Source organism: Ruminococcus sp. AM26-12LB (genome assembly GCF_003480785.1).
GTDB classification, from domain to species: domain Bacteria; phylum Bacillota; class Clostridia; order Lachnospirales; family Lachnospiraceae; genus Blautia_A; species Blautia_A fusiformis.
Genome location: NZ_QUJX01000005.1, coordinates 198,743 through 218,027, shown reverse-complemented (window position 1 = coordinate 218,027; position 19,285 = coordinate 198,743). Strand labels below are relative to the sequence as shown.

At 43.1% G+C, this 19,285-nt stretch carries 17 protein-coding genes; 2 read left to right on the top strand and 15 right to left on the bottom strand.

The window, feature by feature from the left end; all coding sequences use genetic code 11:
• Positions 1-246: 246 nt before the first annotated feature.
• Both DW694_RS05540 and DW694_RS05535 read right to left on the bottom strand, forming a co-directional pair.
• Positions 247-519 (bottom strand): hypothetical protein, encoded by a 273-nt coding sequence (locus tag DW694_RS05540; protein WP_059086966.1) that lies wholly within the window; start codon positions 517-519, stop codon positions 247-249.
• A 142-nt stretch (positions 520-661) separates the two neighbouring features.
• Positions 662-1,150: a DUF1648 domain-containing protein gene (locus tag DW694_RS05535; RefSeq protein ID WP_173740140.1), complete on the bottom strand. Its 489-nt coding sequence runs from the start codon at positions 1,148-1,150 to the stop codon at positions 662-664.
• Between the two features lie 213 nt (positions 1,151-1,363).
• On the opposite strand from DW694_RS05535, the gene DW694_RS05530 reads away from it, so the two are divergent.
• A complete protein-coding gene (locus tag DW694_RS05530) occupies positions 1,364-2,746 on the top strand; it encodes an NCS2 family permease (RefSeq protein WP_118752664.1) in 1,383 nt (460 codons plus the stop codon).
• Positions 2,747-2,809: 63 nt separating this feature from the next.
• Here the strand turns inward: DW694_RS05530 and DW694_RS05525 are convergent, their stop codons facing one another.
• The 12 genes from DW694_RS05525 to DW694_RS05470 form a co-directional block, all read right to left on the bottom strand.
• Entirely contained in the window at positions 2,810-3,664 is an 855-nt protein-coding gene (locus DW694_RS05525; protein WP_015526335.1) for a YitT family protein, read from the bottom strand.
• A complete protein-coding gene (locus DW694_RS05520) occupies positions 3,661-4,014 on the bottom strand; it encodes an arsenate reductase family protein (protein WP_015526336.1) in 354 nt (117 codons plus the stop codon). Before DW694_RS05520 ends, DW694_RS05525 begins: the two co-directional genes overlap by 4 nt.
• Positions 4,015-4,122: 108 nt before the next feature.
• Entirely contained in the window at positions 4,123-4,893 is a 771-nt protein-coding gene (locus tag DW694_RS05515; RefSeq protein ID WP_118752663.1) for a zf-HC2 domain-containing protein, read from the bottom strand.
• Positions 4,890-5,375: an RNA polymerase sigma factor gene (locus DW694_RS05510; RefSeq protein ID WP_118752662.1), complete on the bottom strand. Its 486-nt coding sequence runs from the start codon at positions 5,373-5,375 to the stop codon at positions 4,890-4,892. The genes DW694_RS05515 and DW694_RS05510 overlap by 4 nt, the downstream gene beginning before the upstream one ends.
• Before the next feature lie 197 nt (positions 5,376-5,572).
• Positions 5,573-7,243 carry a diguanylate cyclase gene (locus DW694_RS05505; protein WP_118752661.1) on the bottom strand — a complete coding sequence of 557 codons (1,671 nt, stop codon included), beginning with the start codon at positions 7,241-7,243 and terminating at the stop codon, positions 5,573-5,575.
• Positions 7,244-7,424: 181 nt separating this feature from the next.
• A complete protein-coding gene (locus DW694_RS05500; RefSeq protein WP_059086639.1) occupies positions 7,425-8,852 on the bottom strand; it encodes a glycoside hydrolase family 1 protein in 1,428 nt (475 codons plus the stop codon).
• A 70-nt stretch (positions 8,853-8,922) separates the two neighbouring features.
• A complete protein-coding gene (locus tag DW694_RS05495) occupies positions 8,923-10,809 on the bottom strand; it encodes a beta-glucoside-specific PTS transporter subunit IIABC (RefSeq protein ID WP_118752660.1) in 1,887 nt (628 codons plus the stop codon).
• A 123-nt stretch (positions 10,810-10,932) separates the two neighbouring features.
• The gene (gene licT / locus DW694_RS05490) at positions 10,933-11,784 is read right to left on the bottom strand and encodes a BglG family transcription antiterminator LicT (protein ID WP_059086637.1); all 852 of its coding nucleotides are present in this window, start codon (positions 11,782-11,784) and stop codon (positions 10,933-10,935) included.
• Between the two features lie 290 nt (positions 11,785-12,074).
• On the bottom strand, positions 12,075-13,244 hold the full coding sequence (locus tag DW694_RS05485) for a membrane protein (RefSeq protein ID WP_044960932.1): 1,170 nt from the start codon (positions 13,242-13,244) through the stop codon (positions 12,075-12,077).
• Positions 13,245-13,262: 18 nt separating this feature from the next.
• Positions 13,263-14,681 carry an FAD-linked oxidase C-terminal domain-containing protein gene (locus DW694_RS05480; RefSeq protein ID WP_021976221.1) on the bottom strand — a complete coding sequence of 473 codons (1,419 nt, stop codon included), beginning with the start codon at positions 14,679-14,681 and terminating at the stop codon, positions 13,263-13,265.
• A gap of 3 nt (positions 14,682-14,684) precedes the next feature.
• Positions 14,685-15,875, bottom strand: a complete 1,191-nt coding sequence (locus DW694_RS05475) for an electron transfer flavoprotein subunit alpha (RefSeq protein ID WP_092072303.1) — start codon at positions 15,873-15,875, stop codon at positions 14,685-14,687.
• Positions 15,876-15,888: 13 nt separating this feature from the next.
• On the bottom strand, positions 15,889-16,677 hold the full coding sequence (locus tag DW694_RS05470) for an electron transfer flavoprotein subunit beta/FixA family protein (RefSeq protein WP_021976223.1): 789 nt from the start codon (positions 16,675-16,677) through the stop codon (positions 15,889-15,891).
• A 225-nt stretch (positions 16,678-16,902) separates the two neighbouring features.
• On the opposite strand from DW694_RS05470, the gene DW694_RS05465 reads away from it, so the two are divergent.
• A complete protein-coding gene (locus DW694_RS05465) occupies positions 16,903-17,445 on the top strand; it encodes an SMI1/KNR4 family protein (RefSeq protein WP_015526348.1) in 543 nt (180 codons plus the stop codon).
• A 310-nt stretch (positions 17,446-17,755) separates the two neighbouring features.
• On the opposite strand, the gene DW694_RS05460 is transcribed toward DW694_RS05465, so the two are convergent.
• On the bottom strand, positions 17,756-19,219 hold the full coding sequence (locus tag DW694_RS05460; RefSeq protein ID WP_118752659.1) for a HEPN domain-containing protein: 1,464 nt from the start codon (positions 19,217-19,219) through the stop codon (positions 17,756-17,758).
• Positions 19,220-19,285 lie beyond the last annotated feature (66 nt).

The window sequence follows — 19,285 nt, the reverse complement described above, 5'->3', positions numbered from 1 at the left end:
GTTAATACAATTACTATTTTGTCCATCTTCAATTACTTGCATAAATTACGATCAGAGTAATCACTACCGTAATAACAATACTGTTTAAAAGAAACGGATAAAATTAAAGTGTGCGTTCATATTGATGTAGTTATCAATGATGAATTTCTGCGGAAGGAGATGATGCTCCAGAGCCATGATCTCCTGATTTTCCTTAAAGGATGAAGCTTCTGATCCGCCAGCACTGGCAAAGCTCCGGGATTTCCGTTACAAACCCTCCCGATACACGCTGTTGATCGTAGCCTGGGCGTGCTCCAGCTCTTTCTTCCGGACGATGGCTTCCCTATCACTTAAGATCGCCAGCATCTCATCGATCACATCCTCCACTCTGGGACTTGTCACCCTGTATAAATATCCCAGCATCCGTGTAGCTGTGTAATCGGTATTCATATGTTTATAGGCGATTTCCCGGCACAGCTCATCGGGATAGCCCTTATCCTGAAGCGCTCTGTAAAGCTCATCTGTTCTTGTATCTGCCATATCCTCCTGAGATTCCTTTCCTGTTTTTATTATAATTTCACCAAGCGGATATTCGCGATCCGCTTTCGCTGGTTCCCATATTCAGTACAATAAATCGAACATTTCCCTTCCACTCTGCTATATGATCACAAACACGACCGCTTCACGATTTATCATCCTCATCCATGCCAGTTTCTTTACCAGCCTTATATATCCCCCGGATCCCCAGGATCAATGTCACGAAAATCCCTGTGATCAGTATCCACACCGGCCACATAGGTGCCGTTCCCAGATTCCCGCTGATCCCGGCATAAAGACATACTCCAATGGATAACAGCTTGATCACAGACATCATTTTTGACGCAATCTCAAAGATATGCTCTCTGTTTTCCTCTGTCACCTCAACTGGATAGTTCCACCACTGTGGAAATCTCTGACAGAACATCAGAAGTGCCAGGATCAGCAGCCCCAAAATCGGCTCCAGAAGAAGGCTGCCCTTCTTTCCATACCGGTCCGGGATCCCATGCGCATTAAAATGGATCGGCACCCTCTCCGGCAGATTTCCCCAGGTGGCCACAAGATACATCACGTACCCAAGGATCATCAGAAAGCAGAGCACATCTGTAATATTCCGCAGTTTTTTCTCAGACATTATCCATCCCCCTTTCATTGCAAAATAAACCCGTCTGTAAATCGAATACTCTCTTTTCTGTATTTTACACACAAATTACCTGCTTGTAAAAGTATTTTGCAAAAAATTACCTTACATAACAATATCTGTTAAGCACTAACGATTGCATACGAAATTTTTATATGATAAAATAGACATGTTGTCCAAAAACATATTTAAGAAAGGGAAAGAAATATGTTAGAAAAAATCTTCAAGCTGTCCGCAAATAAAACGGACGCCAAAACAGAGGTTCTGGCAGGTATCACCACCTTCATGACAATGGCCTATATCCTGGCAGTTAACCCGAACATCCTGTCCGCAACCGGCATGGATTCCGGAGCTGTATTCACAGCTACCGCACTGGCAGCCTTCCTGGGAACGTTGCTGATGGCAATCTTCGCCAACTACCCGTTCGCACTGGCACCCGGAATGGGTCTGAACGCATACTTTGCCTATACAGTTGTCATCGGTATGGGATACAGCTGGCAGTATGCACTGACTGCAGTTTTTGCAGAAGGTATCGTATTTATCGTTCTTTCACTTACCAATGTACGTGAAGCGATCTTCAATGCGATCCCTCTGAACCTGAAATCCGCAGTCAGTGTTGGTATCGGTCTTTTTATTGCATTTGTAGGATTACAGAATGCCAATATCGTGATCGGCGGCTCCACTCTGCTGCAGCTTTTCTCTGTAGATGGCTACAACGCAGCCAAGGGTGTAGAGGCTTCCTTCAACAACGTTGGGATCACCGTTATCCTGGCTCTGATCGGTATCATCGTAACCGGAATCCTGGTTGTTAAAAATGTAAAGGGAAACATCCTCTGGGGTATCCTGATCACATGGGGACTTGGAATCATCTGTCAGTTCGCCGGACTTTATGTTCCGAACCCGGAGATCGGCTTCTACAGCCTGCTCCCGGATTTCAGCAACGGACTCTCTATCCCGAGCCTTGCTCCGATCTTTGCGAAGCTGCAGTTTGACGGAGTTTTCTCACTGGATTTCCTTGTTATCCTGTTTGCATTTTTATTTGTAGATCTTTTTGATACTCTTGGAACTCTCGTTGGTGTCTCTTCTAAAGCAGGCATGCTGGATGAAAATGGCAAGCTTCCTAACATCAAGGGCGCACTTCTTGCAGATGCAGTTGCAACAACTGCCGGTGCAGTTCTTGGTACATCCACAACCACTACCTTCGTAGAAAGTGCTTCCGGTGTATCCGAAGGCGGAAGAACCGGACTTACCGCAGTGACAACCGCCATCTTATTTGGCCTGTCCCTGTTCCTGTCTCCGATCTTCCTGGCGATCCCGTCCTTTGCCACAGCTCCGGCTCTGGTGATCGTTGGATTGTACATGCTCAGCAATGTTATCAGCATTGATTTCAGCGATATGTCCGAGGCGATCCCATGTTATGTATGTATCATCGCAATGCCGTTCTTCTACAGCATTTCCGAAGGTATCTCCATGGGAATTATCACATACGTAGCCATCAACCTGATCACAGGTAAGGCAAAAGAAAAGAAGATCAGCGTTCTGATGTATGTACTGGCAGTGCTGTTTATCCTGAAATATATTTTCCTGTAAAATATGGCAAAAAAAATCCCGGGAGTTTTGTCCCGGGATTTTTTTTATTCCAGCAAAATATTCTTATTTCTTCGGCTGATACCGCATATTCGATACATTATAAACCGTGATAAACGCTTTCGGGTCCTCCTGGTTTATAAACTTCATCAGCTTCTGATATTCACCTTTATCTACGATGGTGATGATCTCACGGCGTTTTTCCATGTTATAGGCTCCGATGGCCTCATAGATCGTGGCTCCGCTGTGCAGGTCATGGATGATAAACTGCCTCAGCTCCTCTTCCTTTTTCGTGATGATACAGACACGCCGCTTGATATTATTGTCAAAAATAAAATGATCCAGAACGATTCCGTTAAAATACGTTCCCAGAATACTTAAGACCACCGTCTTTTTATCATACACAAGCGCCGCGGAAAGTGCCACGCACATACCGGAAAGAGACATGGCTTTTCCAAGTTCCATGTGGAGATACTTATTCATGATCTTCGCCACGATATCCAGTCCGCCTGAGGATGCATTCCGGTTAAAAAGAATGCTAAGTCCCACACTCACTACCAGAATATAACACAGAACATCCAGTTCCTGGCTGTCTGTCATAGAACCGAAATTCGGAAAAATGATCTCAAACAATCCCAGAAACAACGGCAGCATCACACTGGTATAAACCGTCTTAACTCCAAACTCTCTTCCACAGGTAAAAAATCCAATGATCAGCAATACCACATTCAGGATCATGGTAATCGCCGACAGCTGCAGCGGCACAAAGTTGGAAAGCACGATTCCAAGACCGGAAATACTGCTGACCGACGTATGGCTTGGCACTAGGAAAAAATATACCGCCGCTGCAATGATCGCCACTGCCACGGTGAGGATCACGGTTTCCTTAACGATATCCGCATAATTCAGTTTCTTTTTCATGATTTCAGATACTCTTCCCATTCTTTTTCTTTAGCGCCCACCAGCACCTTGTCTTTCCCAACAAGGATTGGTCGTTTCACAAGCATCCCGTCTGTTGCAAGAAGCGCAAGCTGCTCTTCCTCGCTCATCTCCGGAAGTTTATCTTTCAGTTTCATCTCTTTATAAATATTTCCACTGGTATTGAAAAAACGCTTCAGCGGAAGACCGCTTTTTTCCCACCAGGCTTTCAGTTCCTCTGCAGTTGGATTGTCCGTCTTAATATCACGCAACGTATATTCTGCGCCACTCTCATCCAGCCATTTCTGAGCCTTTTTGCAGGTACTGCATTTTGGATAGCATACAAATAACATCTTATGTCCCCCTGTTCTTCGGCAGTAAATACGTAAATTCACTGCTGTCTGTTTTTTTGCCTACAGCACAGAATTTTTATAGAACTTTTTCACTGTACTGTCCAGGTTTTATTTTAACATAGACGATGCGGTATTTCTATCCTCTTGTTCCGACCATATCAGCTTCGATTCCTGTTTCATCTCATCCACAATTTTCTCCGCTGCATCCAGATCTCCCTTTGCTTCCAGCTCTGTTAATTCCAGGCTCTTCTTTCTGGCCTCCTCACTCATATAATAAACCTCTGTTACCGTTTCCGGGGTGCTGTCATCTTCCGGTGATACTTCCTCTGTCTTTTTGGAAAAATCCTGAAGCAGCATGTCATCGCCTTTCAGTTCCAGAGTTCCTGCATATGGCGCGTCAATGGCGTAGACGAACTCTGTTTTTCCATCTTCCGTGTACTGTACTTTCATTCGGTTGATGAGATTATTGGAAGAATACAATCTATTATTTTTTACGTACATTCCGCTATTTTCCAGGGTCATGTATTTTTCGTTGAAATACCAGTGGTTGTAGCCTGCTGCCGCAGCGATGAGTGTCAGGATAACTGCCACTGCTGCTGTCAGCACTCTGCGTATTATTAATTTTTTCCGGATTTTTTTCAGTGCGGCTGCGCTTCTGATATTTTCCGTTTCACCAACTCTGTGTCGTGCTCCGGAGGCTGCAGATAATATCATTTGAGCCTGCTCTTTTCCCTGCTCCTCTTTCATAATCTCCAACATTTTTCTGCATTCCTTACAAGCTTCCATATGCTCTTTTACCAACGCCTGACTGTCTTCACTTAAAATGCCGTCCACATAAGATGGCATCAGATCCTGTATTACATCACATGTGATCCTCATTGCTCCAGCTCCTCTCTGATCTTTACTCTTGCACGGTAATAAGTCACCCTCGCCCAGTTTTCACTTTTTCCAAAAAGCATTCCAATCTCACGGAAGGTCAGCTCTCCGAAGGTCCGCAGGGAAAAAACTTCTTTGTACGGTTCCGAAAGTCTATGCAGAACCTTGTGGATTTCCATAGCCTGGCTCCGCTGCGCCAGCTTTTCCTCCAGAAGCTCTCCGCCAGCGCTTTCTGTTTTTTCCAGCTTCTCATCCCCGAGAAGTTGCTTCTTCTGTTTTTTCAGATGATTGTACAACGTATTCTTTGCGATCTGGCAGAGCCACACCCGCACATCACAGTCACCCCGGAACTGATCTATCTTTTCCAGAGCTTTAAAAAATGTCTCCTGTGTCACTTCCTCAGCCAGCGATCCATCCTGTGAGATAGAACGGATATACCGATATACAATGTCAAAATATGTCCGGTAAAGTTCCTCTATGTTCATCGGTTTTTCTCTTTCCTCCCTTCTCACTTATAAGACGCACTGATCTCAAAAACGTTACAGAAAATCTTTCAAAATTTCGTCCGATATTTTTATTCCGGCGTTTCTTTTAGCACAAACGAAATGCCCGGTATAAAAATACCGGGCACAGCATTATTAGAATTTTCTTCTGACCTCCTCTTACACTCTGCTACATACCTTCACATCGTTCCATGCTTTTCATAATATTTCTTTTTTTCCGCATACATAAGATCATCTGCTCTTCTCAGCATTGTATCAAGCTCCGAAGAGCTTTCCTCCCAGACAACGCCAACAGAAACACTGATCCTTTTAGCAACAATGCTGTCACAGATATCCCGAACCTTACTCCGAAAAATCTTCTCATCCATATCAAAACAGATGAGTACAAATTCATCGCCACCTACCCGGTAAGCATTTTCCGGCAGAATCGCAAGCATGGAACGCGCTGTGTTTATGATCAGCCTGTCTCCGGCCTCATGTCCGTAAAGATCATTCACCCGTTTCAGACCATTGATATCAATATATGCTACGCCTGTTTTTATCACTGTTTTTGCCTGCATGCCTTCCAGAACCTGAATATACCTGTTCCTGTTATACAAGGTCGTCAGCATATCACGGTAGCTCATGTACTGCAGACACGCCTTACGCTCCTTGGCTTTCAGGCTGTCCGTTAAAAAGTACTGTATAGATGACAGCAGCGTATGATCCTCATAATGCAGTCTCGGATTATCTACCCCGAGAAATCCTATGATCTTTCCGTCACTGTTTAAAGGAACGGTCAGCAGCCTGGTAATGTCCTGCATCTTCAGAGTCTCATAATACGGCTGACCCTGCTCCTCCTCAATATCCGGAATATAATACAGGCCATTTTTCCGGAAGCTGTCCATCCAGATATCCAGCATTTCCATGGGAACCTTCTGAAGATTATCCTTCTCAGCAGTCACTCCGTTCATGGCATACTCATAGGTATTTGTACAGACATTCCTCTTTTCATCGATCTGAACAATATAACTGCGATCTCCGTCAAAATACCCACTGATAATACGCAGCAGATTGGAGATCGCCGCATCTTCATCTTCTCCTGATATCAACTCAGCAATGCATTTATTCAGTATCGTTGCGATCTCAAGTCTTTCCTTTATCTTGCCCTCTCTGCTTATCAGCTCATACATTTCCTGATTCAGCTCCGTCATCGTCACGATAAACATAATGATCATGGAAATACCAACAGAAAAATCGATCAGCGACATTCCATACCTGAATGCCTGCACAGCTGCCGCCACTGCCGGAAGTACAATGCATGACAGCATAGAGAACAGGAGCTTCCTGCTGACTCTCTTTTTGTACTGGAGCAGAAGCGTAAGATCAATGAGCAAGCCTGCTGCCGGAAGAAGAATTGACATAATATATAACGGTGCCCGATGGTAATAATTATCCACATCTATGTAATAATACCAGTGAGTAAACTGCGAGATCACCACAAAAACAGCCCCTGCGGCAGCAATAACATATCCGGCTTTTACTCTTTTTAATGTTCTCCGCTCCCTCTTCGAAAACAGATAAACACACACATAAATGTGAAAACACAGCAGGACTACGTCACTTAAAAGGAATACGAGAAAACTCGAAATACGGACCATCACACTGCCCGGAACTCCGGGATATCCGCTGAAAATATGCGCCATGGCATCCATCAGCAATAACATGGAAGCAAAACTCTCCATCAGGATAAGATACCGACGCTTTTCCCTGTCATAATTACTGCTCAGAAATATACATATTGCAGCTATGGCACAAAATACACATCCCCATATAAGTATCGCTACCTGCAGTACTTTTTCATCCAGCATAAAAAACACTCCTCACATTCGTCACTTACAATAAGTATTACACTTTACCGTGTAAAAGTCAACCTTCCAAAAAAATCCCGGAGTACATTGTCATACTCCAGGATTTTGTCGTCAGCCGGATAAAAGCAACCGCATTCGCTACATAATTCTACACCAGATAACTGCTTCGCAGTTGATTCAGTTAAAGCTCTTCCCCGCAGGATTCAATCACTTTTTTGTACCAGTAAAAAGAATCTTTGCGGATTCTGGAAAAGTCTCCGGTCCCGTCATCATTTTTATTTACATAGATAAGACCATAACGCTTCTTGAATTCTCCGGTGGAGGCACTGACAAGATCTGTACAGCCCCAGCAGGTGTAGCCGATCAGATCTACTCCGTCATGGATTGCTTCCTTCATCTGCTCTATATGGCGGCGCATATATTCAATACGGTAATCATCGTGAATCTTTCCATCCTCTGTCAGCTGATCCACGGCCCCAAGACCATTTTCCACGATCATGATCGGAATCTGATAGCGGTCATAGATCTGGTTCAGAACATAGCGAAGACCAGTTGCATCGATCTGCCAGCCCCAGTCGGAAGCTTTCAGATATGGATTTTTCAGATTGTCACTTCCATTTCCGGCCGTTTTCTCTCCGTCCTTTGTCACGCTGACACAGCTACTGGAATAATAGCTGATGGTGAAAAAGTCCACCGTACCCTTCTTGAGGATTTCTTTATCCTCCTGAAGAACCTCCAGCTGGATTCCGTGCTCCTCAAAGTATCTCGCTGCAAATCCCGGATAATATCCTCTTACATGAACATCACCGGCAATGGAATTGTGGATCTGCCCAAACTGCTGTGCATATAAGATATCATCCGGATGGCAGGTATATGGATAACCATTGTGATAAGCAAGCATACAGCCAAGCATAAACTCCGGATCGATCTCATGAGCCATGGAAACTGCAAGTGCACTTGCTACCAGCTGGTGATGCATTGCCTGATAACGGCTCTGCTCACATACATCCTTCGGGTCCAGCATTCCTGCACAGAATACCGCACCAAAGTCCTGCGTCAGCATATTGATCTCATTAAAAGTCAGCCAGTATTTTACCTTACCTTTATATCTCTCAAATAAAACCTTTGCAAATCGAAGATAGAAATCGATCATCTTACGATTTTTCCATCCGCCATACTCCAGAGAAAGATGAAGGGGATTCTCATAATGAGAGATCGTTATCAGCGGCTCAATGTTATATTTTCTCAGTTCGTCGATCACATTGTCGTAGAACTTAAGGCCTTCCTCATTTGGAGTTTCCTCATCCCCATTTGGGAACACTCTGGACCAAGAAATAGAAAAACGATATACCTTAAATCCCATCTCTGCAAAAAGAGCAATATCCTCTTTCCAGTGATGATAAAAATCAGTCGCCTGGTGATTGGGATAAAATTCTTCCGGTAACGGTGCCGGCGGTGTAAGACGACGTTCCTTATCCACACTTCCTCCTGTCAGGATATCTGCAATGGACGGGCCTCTGCCATCCTCATCCCAACCGCCTTCATACTGGTTTGCAGCGGTTGCTCCGCCCCAGAGAAAGTTTTCCGGCATACGGTTATAATTTTTCATATTTTAATTTTCTCCTTTTTACAAACATCAGGCGGATCTGTTATCTCCGCCTGATGTTTCGTTGTTATTCTTATACAATAGTCAGGAATTTATCTCCTGCATTTACAGCTGCATCTTCTTTTTCCATGCATACTGCTTTGATATAATCAGAAATATTGGTCACAACAACCGGTGTGATCAGATCATATCCTTCTTTCTTAATGGCATCCATATCGAATTCCACAAGAAGCTTTCCTTTTTTTACCTTATCTCCATCAGAAACATGGGATTTAAAATATTTACCATTTAAATTTACAGTATCAAGTCCGATGTGGATCAGAATTTCTGCTCCACTTTCTGTCACAAACATGATTCCATGTTTGCTGTCCATGATATTTGCCACCGTACCATCTGCCGGTGCATAAACCTTACCTTCTGATGGAACGATCGCTGCTCCGTCACCTAAAACCTTATCAGCAAAAGTTTTATCCGGAACATCGGAAAGTGCTTTTACAGTTCCTGCTACCGGTGCACAAAGCTCGATCTTCTCTACAAGCGGAGCGTTCTGCTGTGCCGGCTGTTTTTCTGTATCTGTGTTCTGTACTTCATCCTCTGTCTCAGCCTTTACATCCTCAAATCCGAAGATAAGCGTAAGAACAAAAGCAGCTACAAAAGATACCACGATCATAATGATTCCATAAAGCAGATTGCTTAATCCCTTCTCACCGATAAACGCCGGGATCGCCATGATACAATTCTGTGCAATGTAAAGAGAAACCTGAAGAAGTCCTCCTACGATACCACCGATTCCGGCTGCTATGGAAGCTGCTACAACCGGTCTTTTCAGTTTCAGTGTAACACCATACAGAGCAGGCTCTGTGATACCCATAAGAGCGGAGACACCGGCTGCACTTGCCAGCTGTTTCATGTTGCTGTCCTTGGATCTTACAGCTACTGCAAGAGAAGCTCCGGACTGTGCAAGGTTAGAGCATACCTGAGATACAAAGATCAGTGTATCGGTACCACCGGTTGCAATGGCATTCAGTCCGATTGGTGTCAGCGCATGGTGCATACCAGTCATAACGATGAACGGGAAGGTTGCTGCAAGGATACCTACAATAATGAAACCAAGTTTTACGGACAGGAAGTTGATGGCTACCGCAAGTCCGTTACCAATAATTGTTCCGAGCGGTCCAACTACGATCAGGGCGATCGGTGCACTGATCAGAATTACCAGTGTCGGGTTCAGGATCAGTTTTACCATTTTCGGTGTGATCTTATCAACCAGAATCTCAATATAATGTGTGATCCATACCATCAGGATAACCGGAATAACGGAATAAGAATAAGTTGCTTTTGTGATCGGCAGACCAAACAGTGTGATGGCCGCATCACCGGCTACCATAGTTACAAAGGTAGGGCTTAAGTAAACACCGGCAATAAACAGCGCCAGTGACTGGTTCACGCGGAAAACCTTGGCAGCATTTGCTGCGATCAGGAACGGCATGAAGTAGAAAGTAACATCTCCGATAAAACTGATCACCTGGTAGGTACTGCTTGTTTCTGATACCAGATGAAAAGTTGTCAGCAGAGTAAGTACAACTTTGATCATACCGGCTGCAGTCAGGGCAGGGATCATCGGGGTCATACATCCGGTGATGGCATCGATAACTTTTGAAACAACACTCTTTGAGCTGTCAGAGTTCGCTGCCGGTGCATCATCGGTAGGAACACCTTTGTCCTCCAATGCCTTGTAAACAGCGTTCACTTCATTTCCTGCGATAACCTGGAACTGATCTTCATGCCAGTTAACGCCGGAGATCTCAGAAAGCTTTAAGATCTCTTTCTCGTTGATCTTCGATCTGTCTTTCACATAGAAACGAAGCCTTGTCATGCAGTGGAACAGACGGGTGATATTATCTTTTCCGCCCAGCGCTGCAATCAGTGTGTCTGCAGTTTTTGCATAGTCCTTTTTCATTTGGGGACCTCCTTTAATAATAAATATTGAAATTTATATTAAAGGTCTTGCCTGAAAAGATACGCACATGGCACGTATTTCAGTAACAATCCATTAACACCTAATTTATAAAACAATCTCTTTTCACAGATTTTTCAGACGTTTATGGTCTTCTGTGATCTTCTGGATATGAATCGTCAGATACAGCATTTCATCCTCAGTCATAGCGTATTTATATTCCTCTTCCATCATAAGATAGATCATTTTTACACAGCCATAAGCTTCTCTGTACTGCTCCTTGATGATCTTGAAAAGCTCCTGATTCTCATCATAGTGAAGCTCTTTATGAAGGAATCTCTGGGCAAAATATTTCAGATGCGTGAGAAACCGCTGATAATACAGATTATCCTCCTGAAATTCCATATTGTCATAATACTTCTCCACGATGTCCAGGATCTGATGTACGATAATGGAAATCTGATAGCTGTCCGTCTTGCCGCCATCTTCCGCATTCACAAAATGCAATGCAAAAAATCCTGCTTCATCTGCAGAAAGATCTACCTCGAACATCTCATTTACCTTTTTCAGTAATTCCAAGCCGATCTCATATTCCTTATGATAAAGCTGCTTGATATCCAGAAGCAGCATATTCTGAAGGCGAATCCCGTTTTCAAGTCTGGAGATCGCACCCATGATATGGTCGCTAAGGGAAAAATAAATACTGTCATTTAATTTCATCCCCTCTTTTTCCTTCACTTCATTTACAAAAGCTTCCACAAAATCCAGATATTTTTCCGGAATAGCAGTCAGATAACCCTGTATCTCCTTGCTGATCTGGGCATTTTCCGCAGTAAAGATCTTCTCGATCCTGGACTCCTCCACTTGCTGTCCTTTCTTTTTCTGAAAGGCAATTCCGCAGCCCTTTACAATAACTTCATGTCCCTGTCCATCCCTGGACAGTATCAGATTATTATTCAAAATCTTATGGATAACCATATTCCTGTTCCCCCGCTGCCAGACAAATAAAAAAAGACCATTACAGTATATAGAAAACCTATTCCTATACTACTATAAGGTCTTGCCTGACGATAAATAAATATTTCAGTAACAATCCTTCTGATTCGTAACTATTTAATAACTGTACGTAATAGTATCAGAAAAAATATATGTTGTCTATCTGGAATATTTAATAAAATATTTATAATATTTTTGTGAACTTTGACAAAATCCCCTGATGATCCTGCCATACGGATCAACGGGGGATTTTCTGTTCAGCTTTTTATTCTTCAGATCTCTTTTCCCTTTGTCGCAACGGCATGTACAACAAACGGTACAAACAATGTAATAAACGCCGCATATCCAAGGTATGCATATCCCTTCTTAACAACTGTCATCAGACCGAACTGTGCGATGGCAAATGCCAGGAATGTAAAGATCGCTGTGAAAACTGCATTTCTTCCAAGGTGTCCCTGCGCTTTTTTTGCCGAGCTGTCCATACGGCGCTCCACTGCATTTACACAGCGGGTCACAATACCGGAGATCATATTTACTGCTGTGGAGATAGCTCCAAGGATGATCAGCAGAGAAATGATCGGTGTCAGGATACCGGCGCCTACACCGTTCTGGACCAGTACCAGCATCGGTACCGATGCAGATGCCAGTTCACTTACATATGCAATGGCAAGAAGTCCGAGGATGGAAAGCTCCATTGCACAGAAGTTACATACAAACATCCAGATCGCTGCTTTGTTGATCTGTTTTTCGTCCGTTACATCCTCCATATGCTGGTACATAACAGAAACAGATGCCAGCTGGAAGAAGAAATAAAGGACTGCTGAATAGAGAGCCGGTCCAAAGGCTCCGCTCTCGGAGGAAAGTACAGTCATTTCTCCGGAGGACATAGTATGGATGGAAGCTGTGATATCTCCCCACTGTGCAATGATATTCGGAACAAGTACCAGTACAAGACCGATGATGATCAGCACACTTAATGTAGAAGCACATTTTCTTACGACATTGGTTCCGAAAAGCGCGATCACAAAGATAAATGCTGCAATGATCAGTGTACAGAGCCAGTATGGGATCCCAAACAGTGTCTGCAGTGTGGAACCGCCGGTTGCAAAGGCTGCTGCTGATGCAGTTCCGATCATGATCAGGTAACAGATCTCATAGAGATTGGACATAACCGGTTTCGTTTTTCCGTAAAGACTGTCGGAAAAGCTTCTGTAATCGTAGGTTTTGTGTTTATAAGCATAGCGCATTCCATACCAGAAAAACAGTGCATACAATCCCTGTGTCACTGCCGGCAGGATCAGACACCAGATACCGTAGTTGATAAAGTACTGATAGATCTGCGCTCCTGATGCGAATCCGCCTCCGAACTGTGTGGTAAATGCGACGAACGCAAGTCCCATAGCCAGAGGCATTTTACTTTGTAATGATTTATTCTGACTCATCTCTCTTTCCCCCATTTTTTATTTATTATATTCGATGACTTTTCCCGGATTCAGGATCAGTTTATCATCGAAAGCCAGCTTGATGGCTTTATAAAGAGCGATCATTCTCGGTCCCGCAAATTCTTCCAGGAATTCCAGACGTCCGTTTCCGATGCCATGCTCACCGGAAAGCTGTCCGCCCAGTTCCTTGGACAGTGCATAAAGCTCTACCAGACTTGCGTGAGTGGCTTCCTTCCACTCCTGGTCACTCATTTCCGGTCCACGGAGCATCTCTGTATGGATGTTTCCGTCTCCGCAATGTCCGCAGGGCTCTACACGAATGCCATGTGCACTTGCGATCTTTTTGGCTGCTTTTACATACTCTGCGATCCTTGCACGCGGAACAACCACGTCACACTCCTCCTGTGCGACAGAATCTGCTTTCATTCCTTCCAGGATCCCGCCCCGGACACTCCATACAGCTCCAGCACGCTCCGGTGTGCCTGCGATACAACAGTCCAGGGCTCCGTTTGCCAGGGCTGCTTCCGCTGCTGCCTCTACTGCGCTGTCAAGTTCCTGTTTACTGGAAGCATCATACATAACGATCAGCACTGCTTCTCCCTGTTTTACTGGGAACATTTTGTTTAGATTGCGTTCTACGATATCGATCAGTTCTCTTTCCAGAAACTCGATGGCTGTTGGCACAAACGGCAGCTCCAGAACCTTCGGGACCATGTCTGCACATTCCTCAAGACTCCTGAACGGCATTACAAGGGTACAGGTGCAGGTCGGTGCGGGAAGAAGCTTCAGCGTTACCTGAGTCAGAATACATAAGGTTCCCTCCGAGCCGATCACCAGATCCTTCACATCGTATCCTGTTGTGTTCTTTACAACATTGGATGAAAAATTCATGATGGATCCATCTGGCATAACTGCTTCGATGCAGCGCACAAAATCTCTGGTCAGTCCATAACGTACTGCTTTCATACCACCGGCATTTGTGATAACGTTTCCACCGATGGAAGCTGTTTTTTCGCCCGGGTCCGGCGGATAAAAAAGTCCGCCTGCCGCTGCTGCCGCCTGGATATCGATAAGAAGCGCTCCCGGCTCAGCTGTGATGGTCTGGTTCTTTCTGTCGATCGGAAAGATCTTGTTCATGCGCATCACAGAAAGCATGATCCCACCATATTTACAGGTTGCTCCGCCTGCAAGTCCGGTTCCTGCGCCACGGCATACCACCGGAATATTTTCTTTATATGCGTAAGCCATGATGGCTGAGATCTCTTCTTTATTTAAAACCTCCACATAAAGCTCCGGAGGAAAAACTCCGTACTCCGGCATCTCATCACGATAATATTCTTTTGCAATCTCATCGCCGACCCATACACGATCTGAAGCAGTCACAGAACGGATGTAGTCAAAATCTTCTGAAGTCATTTTTTTATAGGGATATGCCATGACTTAATCCTCCTTCCGATTCTTTATCAGCTCTGTCAGCTCCGGTACAACCTGATACAGATCATCCACGATGCAGTAATCTGCAACATTAAAGATCTGTGCCTCCGGATCATTGTTGATCGCTACGATACAGTCAGATCCTGTCATGCAGGAGGTAAACTGGATAGCACCGGATACGCCGCAGGTGATGATCAGCTTCGGACGGACAGTTCTTCCGGAAAGTCCGATCTGATGTGCAACATCTCCGAATCCGTTTTCTACCATAGGACGGGTGAAGGCAAGCTGTCCGCCAAGGGCATCTGCCAGTTCCCGGCACATTTCCACATCCTTTTCATTTCGGACACCACGGCCTGCTACTACCAGAACATCCTCTTCCTCAAGGCTCTTTACCTTATCAATGACCCTGGATGACAGAATCTTGATCCTGGAATCTGCCATTTTTTCGTTTACCGGACATACGACCACCTGACCGTGAGGATTTTTTACTTTTTCTGCCTTGTCCATAACCTTATAACGGACCGTGGCAAACTGTGGCCTTGATTTGGTGATTCCAATCTGAGCCATGATATTTCCGCCGAAAGCCGGTCTGATCTGGATCATATCGGTGTTGGAACGGATATCCAGAGTTGTGCAGTCTGCAGTCAGTCCCGTATGGAATCTGGTGGAAAGCCTCGGTGCAAGGGAACGCCCCAGCGCAGTAGCTCCGATCAGCACAGAGCTTGGTTTGTTTGCTGCGATACAGTCTGCAACTGCGTCTGTATAACAGTCTGCGCGGAAGCCTTCGAAGCCTTCATGCTCATATACGTACACATTGTCTACGCCATACGGCAGAAGCTTTTCCGCATTTTCCTTTGTTCCTTTTCCTCCGACGATCACACAGTTAACCTGATAACCGACTTTGACAGCCATCTTTCTTGCTTCTCCGATCAGCTCAAAGGTAACCGGATGGATCTCTCCTCTCTCCTGCTCCACATAGATAAGAAAGTTTTTCCATTTATCCTTGTCAAAGGATTTCGCCTTCTGCTCAAACCGGATGGCTTTCTCCGGGCAGTTACGAACGCAAAGCCCACACATACGACAGGCATCGCCTACAACAATTCCATTTCCCTCTATGGTGAGGGCCCCAAAAGGACATTTCTCCACGCATACTCCGCAGAGTACGCATTTGTTTATATCAAATTTTAAAAATTCCATGTTCCGCTTCCCCCTATATGATCTTCTTTCCGGTCAGGAGAGCAACAAGCTTGTCTGCTTTTTCCTTTGCAGTTCCTTCCAGATAAACCTGTTTTTCGCTTTCCTCCGGCGCAAACATTTTTTCCACAGAGGTGGGGGAACCGATCAGTCCGTAACGGCTCAGATCCTGATCCGGCATATCTTCAAAGCTTAAGATCCGTACCGGACGGTCTGCAGTTGCCTTCTTTAATAAATAGGATGGCAGACGTGGCACGCAGGTATCCTTGTCAATGGTTAAAAGACATGGATACGGGATCTCAGAAACCTGAGAAACACTGACAAGATCCTGACGGACCTGAATGCTTTTTTCATTAACGTCCATGATCTCAGCTACCCATGCAGCATGTGGGATGGTCAGATGCTCTGCAATGGCCGGACCAACCTGGGCTGTGTCACCATCTGTGGTCTGTCTTCCGCAGATGATCAGATCTGCACCGCCGATCACCTGGATTCCCTGTGCTAACGCATAAGAGGTTGCCAGAACATCCGCTCCCGCAAATTTTCGGTCTGAAAGAATCACGCCCTCATCAGCACCCATGGTATAAGCATCCCGGATCATCTCTTCCGCCTGAGGCGGTCCCATAGTAAGAACGGTTACAGTTCCGCCTGTTTTTTCCCGGATCGCAAGGGCTGTTTCCAGTGCAAACAGATCATATGGATTAGTCCTTGTCTCACCGGACATTCGTTTCATGGCACCGGTTTCCGGATCGATATCAACCTTGGAAGTTGCCGGTACCTGCTTCATACATACAACGATCTTCATTTTCTATCTTCTTTCCTGTATTTTCGCTTTTATTTTTTGCTTTAAAACGTTAAACAACTGTATAAGTATAGCATTAACGTGATGTAAAGTCGAGAGGGTTTTGGTAAATTCTGCACAAAAAAGCATTGAAAAAACTTTTAAGCATGCTATAATTACTCTCCGTTATCAAATAAAGCAGACATATGAATCTTTACAATATCACATCGATCAAGGAGCATATATGTAATGGAAGACATCCGTGCAATCTACAGAATTTTCAACAATCTAAAATATGAAATGGAAAATAATGGATGGGTCTATCAGTGGCATTTAGGCGATGAACCTATAAAAGTAACTCATAAATTTAACCCTCCTGTAACACCTGAAGAATTTCAGCTGTTTGAAAAATATTTTCCCAATATGAAACTTCCTGCCTCATACAAAGCTTTTTTATCCTGCTCAAATGGCATGGAACTTTTTTGCGGAGAGGAAGGCAGTTCTTTAGTCAGCTGTACCATTTATTCTTTAAAAAGAGCGCTCAAAGAAAAGGAATCTTGGAATAGTACGCCTATTTTATCTGATCCGGAGTTTACATATCATCTTCCTGTTCTTTGCTTACAGGACATCGGCGATATAACCATGGATCTTCAGGCTGTATCAGAAGGCAGAGACGATTACCTATGCTATCCAGCTCCAGATACTGATCGTTTTAATATCCCTTTTAATGAATGGCTGGAAAGATATATCGTATGCCAGGGGCATGAATTCTGGTATTTCCTGAATCCATAAAACAGAAATTTTATGAATATTTTTCGTAAAAATACCCCGGAAACCTTACGGTTCCGGGGTATCTTACGTTTGGACACAATGTACCTTGCGGTACTCAATATATATTAAATTAGGATATTATACTAATTAACGATTACTCGATAACTGTAGCAACACGTCCTGATCCTACAATACGTCCACCCTCGCGATATCAGACCAATGTATTGCGGTGTGCAAATGGTGATTTTTCGTGTGATTTGTGTGGGAAAATCCGGATTTTCCGATGTGTCCGTATAGTTTTGGGCGATTTTGTTATCATGATGTTATCACGCTATTTACTATCCGAAAAAGAATGCATCGCCTTATCAAACTCTGTAAGTTTGAGATCATCAGTTTCAATCTCAATGTCCATTATTTTTTTCATCAATGCAAAAAAGGTTCGATTATTTCTCGACCTAAGCTTAATAGTCTCTATGGCAAGACCCATATCTCGCAGAGTTATAATTCTATATAATTCCTTGCAAAAATTAGAAACATTTAACAGATCATCAAATTTCATTATTGCAGATATTCTATTCGAAGAATGCGTGTAATAATTTCGATCATGCACTATATCATCTATAAGTTTTTCTTTTTTCTCTACAAATTTCTTTTTAGATATTTCTTCAAAAAGATTATAACCTTTGTGCAAATAATCCTTCACTGCTTTTCTAAAAGATATACCTGAATATCCCAAGCCTTTTTCAACTAACTCTTTTTCTTCTTTACTTTCAAGTTTACTAATCAATTCATTCTTTTTTTCCTCAAATTCTTTGATTTCTTTTTCTTCATCTGCGTATGCTTGAGTGTATCCTTCAATCAATTGCATTGCAGCTAAATATTTATTTGTTGTAACAATTTTCACCTCCTCATCCAACAAAATTCTTCCGTATGCTTGTTGTGCATTATATATCTTTTCGTAATTAGAAAACCAATATCTTAATGCTTGTTCTAAATTTTGAAAATCAGTTATTTTATATAAGGAGCTTCTTTTAAAAGATGTATAATCTATTGTATCATTTTTCAATATATTTAATTTTTCTTTTGGAAAATTACAGATTCCCATAACTTCTACCAACTTATCACAATCCACACAATTCAAAGCATTAATTGTAACACTTTCTCCTGCCAATACCGAAAAAAAGTTTGTTATTATATACAAATTTTCCCTTATATTTTCTATGTCTATGGCTGAATTAAATTTCCATGTAATACGATGTGCAAATCCAATGGACAACGCTTCTTTACTATATTGATATTTCGGATAAACGCCAAATATCAATTCTCCATTTTCCAATTGGACACTTCTATTTTCCACATTGATTGGTATATCAATTTTACGGCAAAATATAATATCTTCATAATTTTTATTTACATCGTACGGACATAAACCTATCAATTCATTTCCTTCCGTTATTTCAAAATATATCTCTTGAAATTTAGAAGTATTAGCATAAGCCATTTTTCCTTTTAACAATATATCCGCCTGCAATTCAAGTTTAAAACAATTGTTAACTCCTCCAGAAGCCGATTTAAAATTTAACCCAATTGCAGTTATCTTCTCTTCATTTTCTAGTTTAATTACCAAATACTCAATCTTTTCTTGCGCCATATTCACAATTTTTCTTGAAACTCTATAAAGCGTAATTATCCCTTGATAATATTTATTAATATGTATTTCCGCTCTATTATTTAATTTTAATCCATCTATGCTTTCAAGTTTTCCAGAAAATGCTCCACCGGCTTCTATACTCATGTTTTTCCTCCTACTTATTCTTCAAAATCTCTTTATAAATAAATAAGACATACATCAAATTTACAA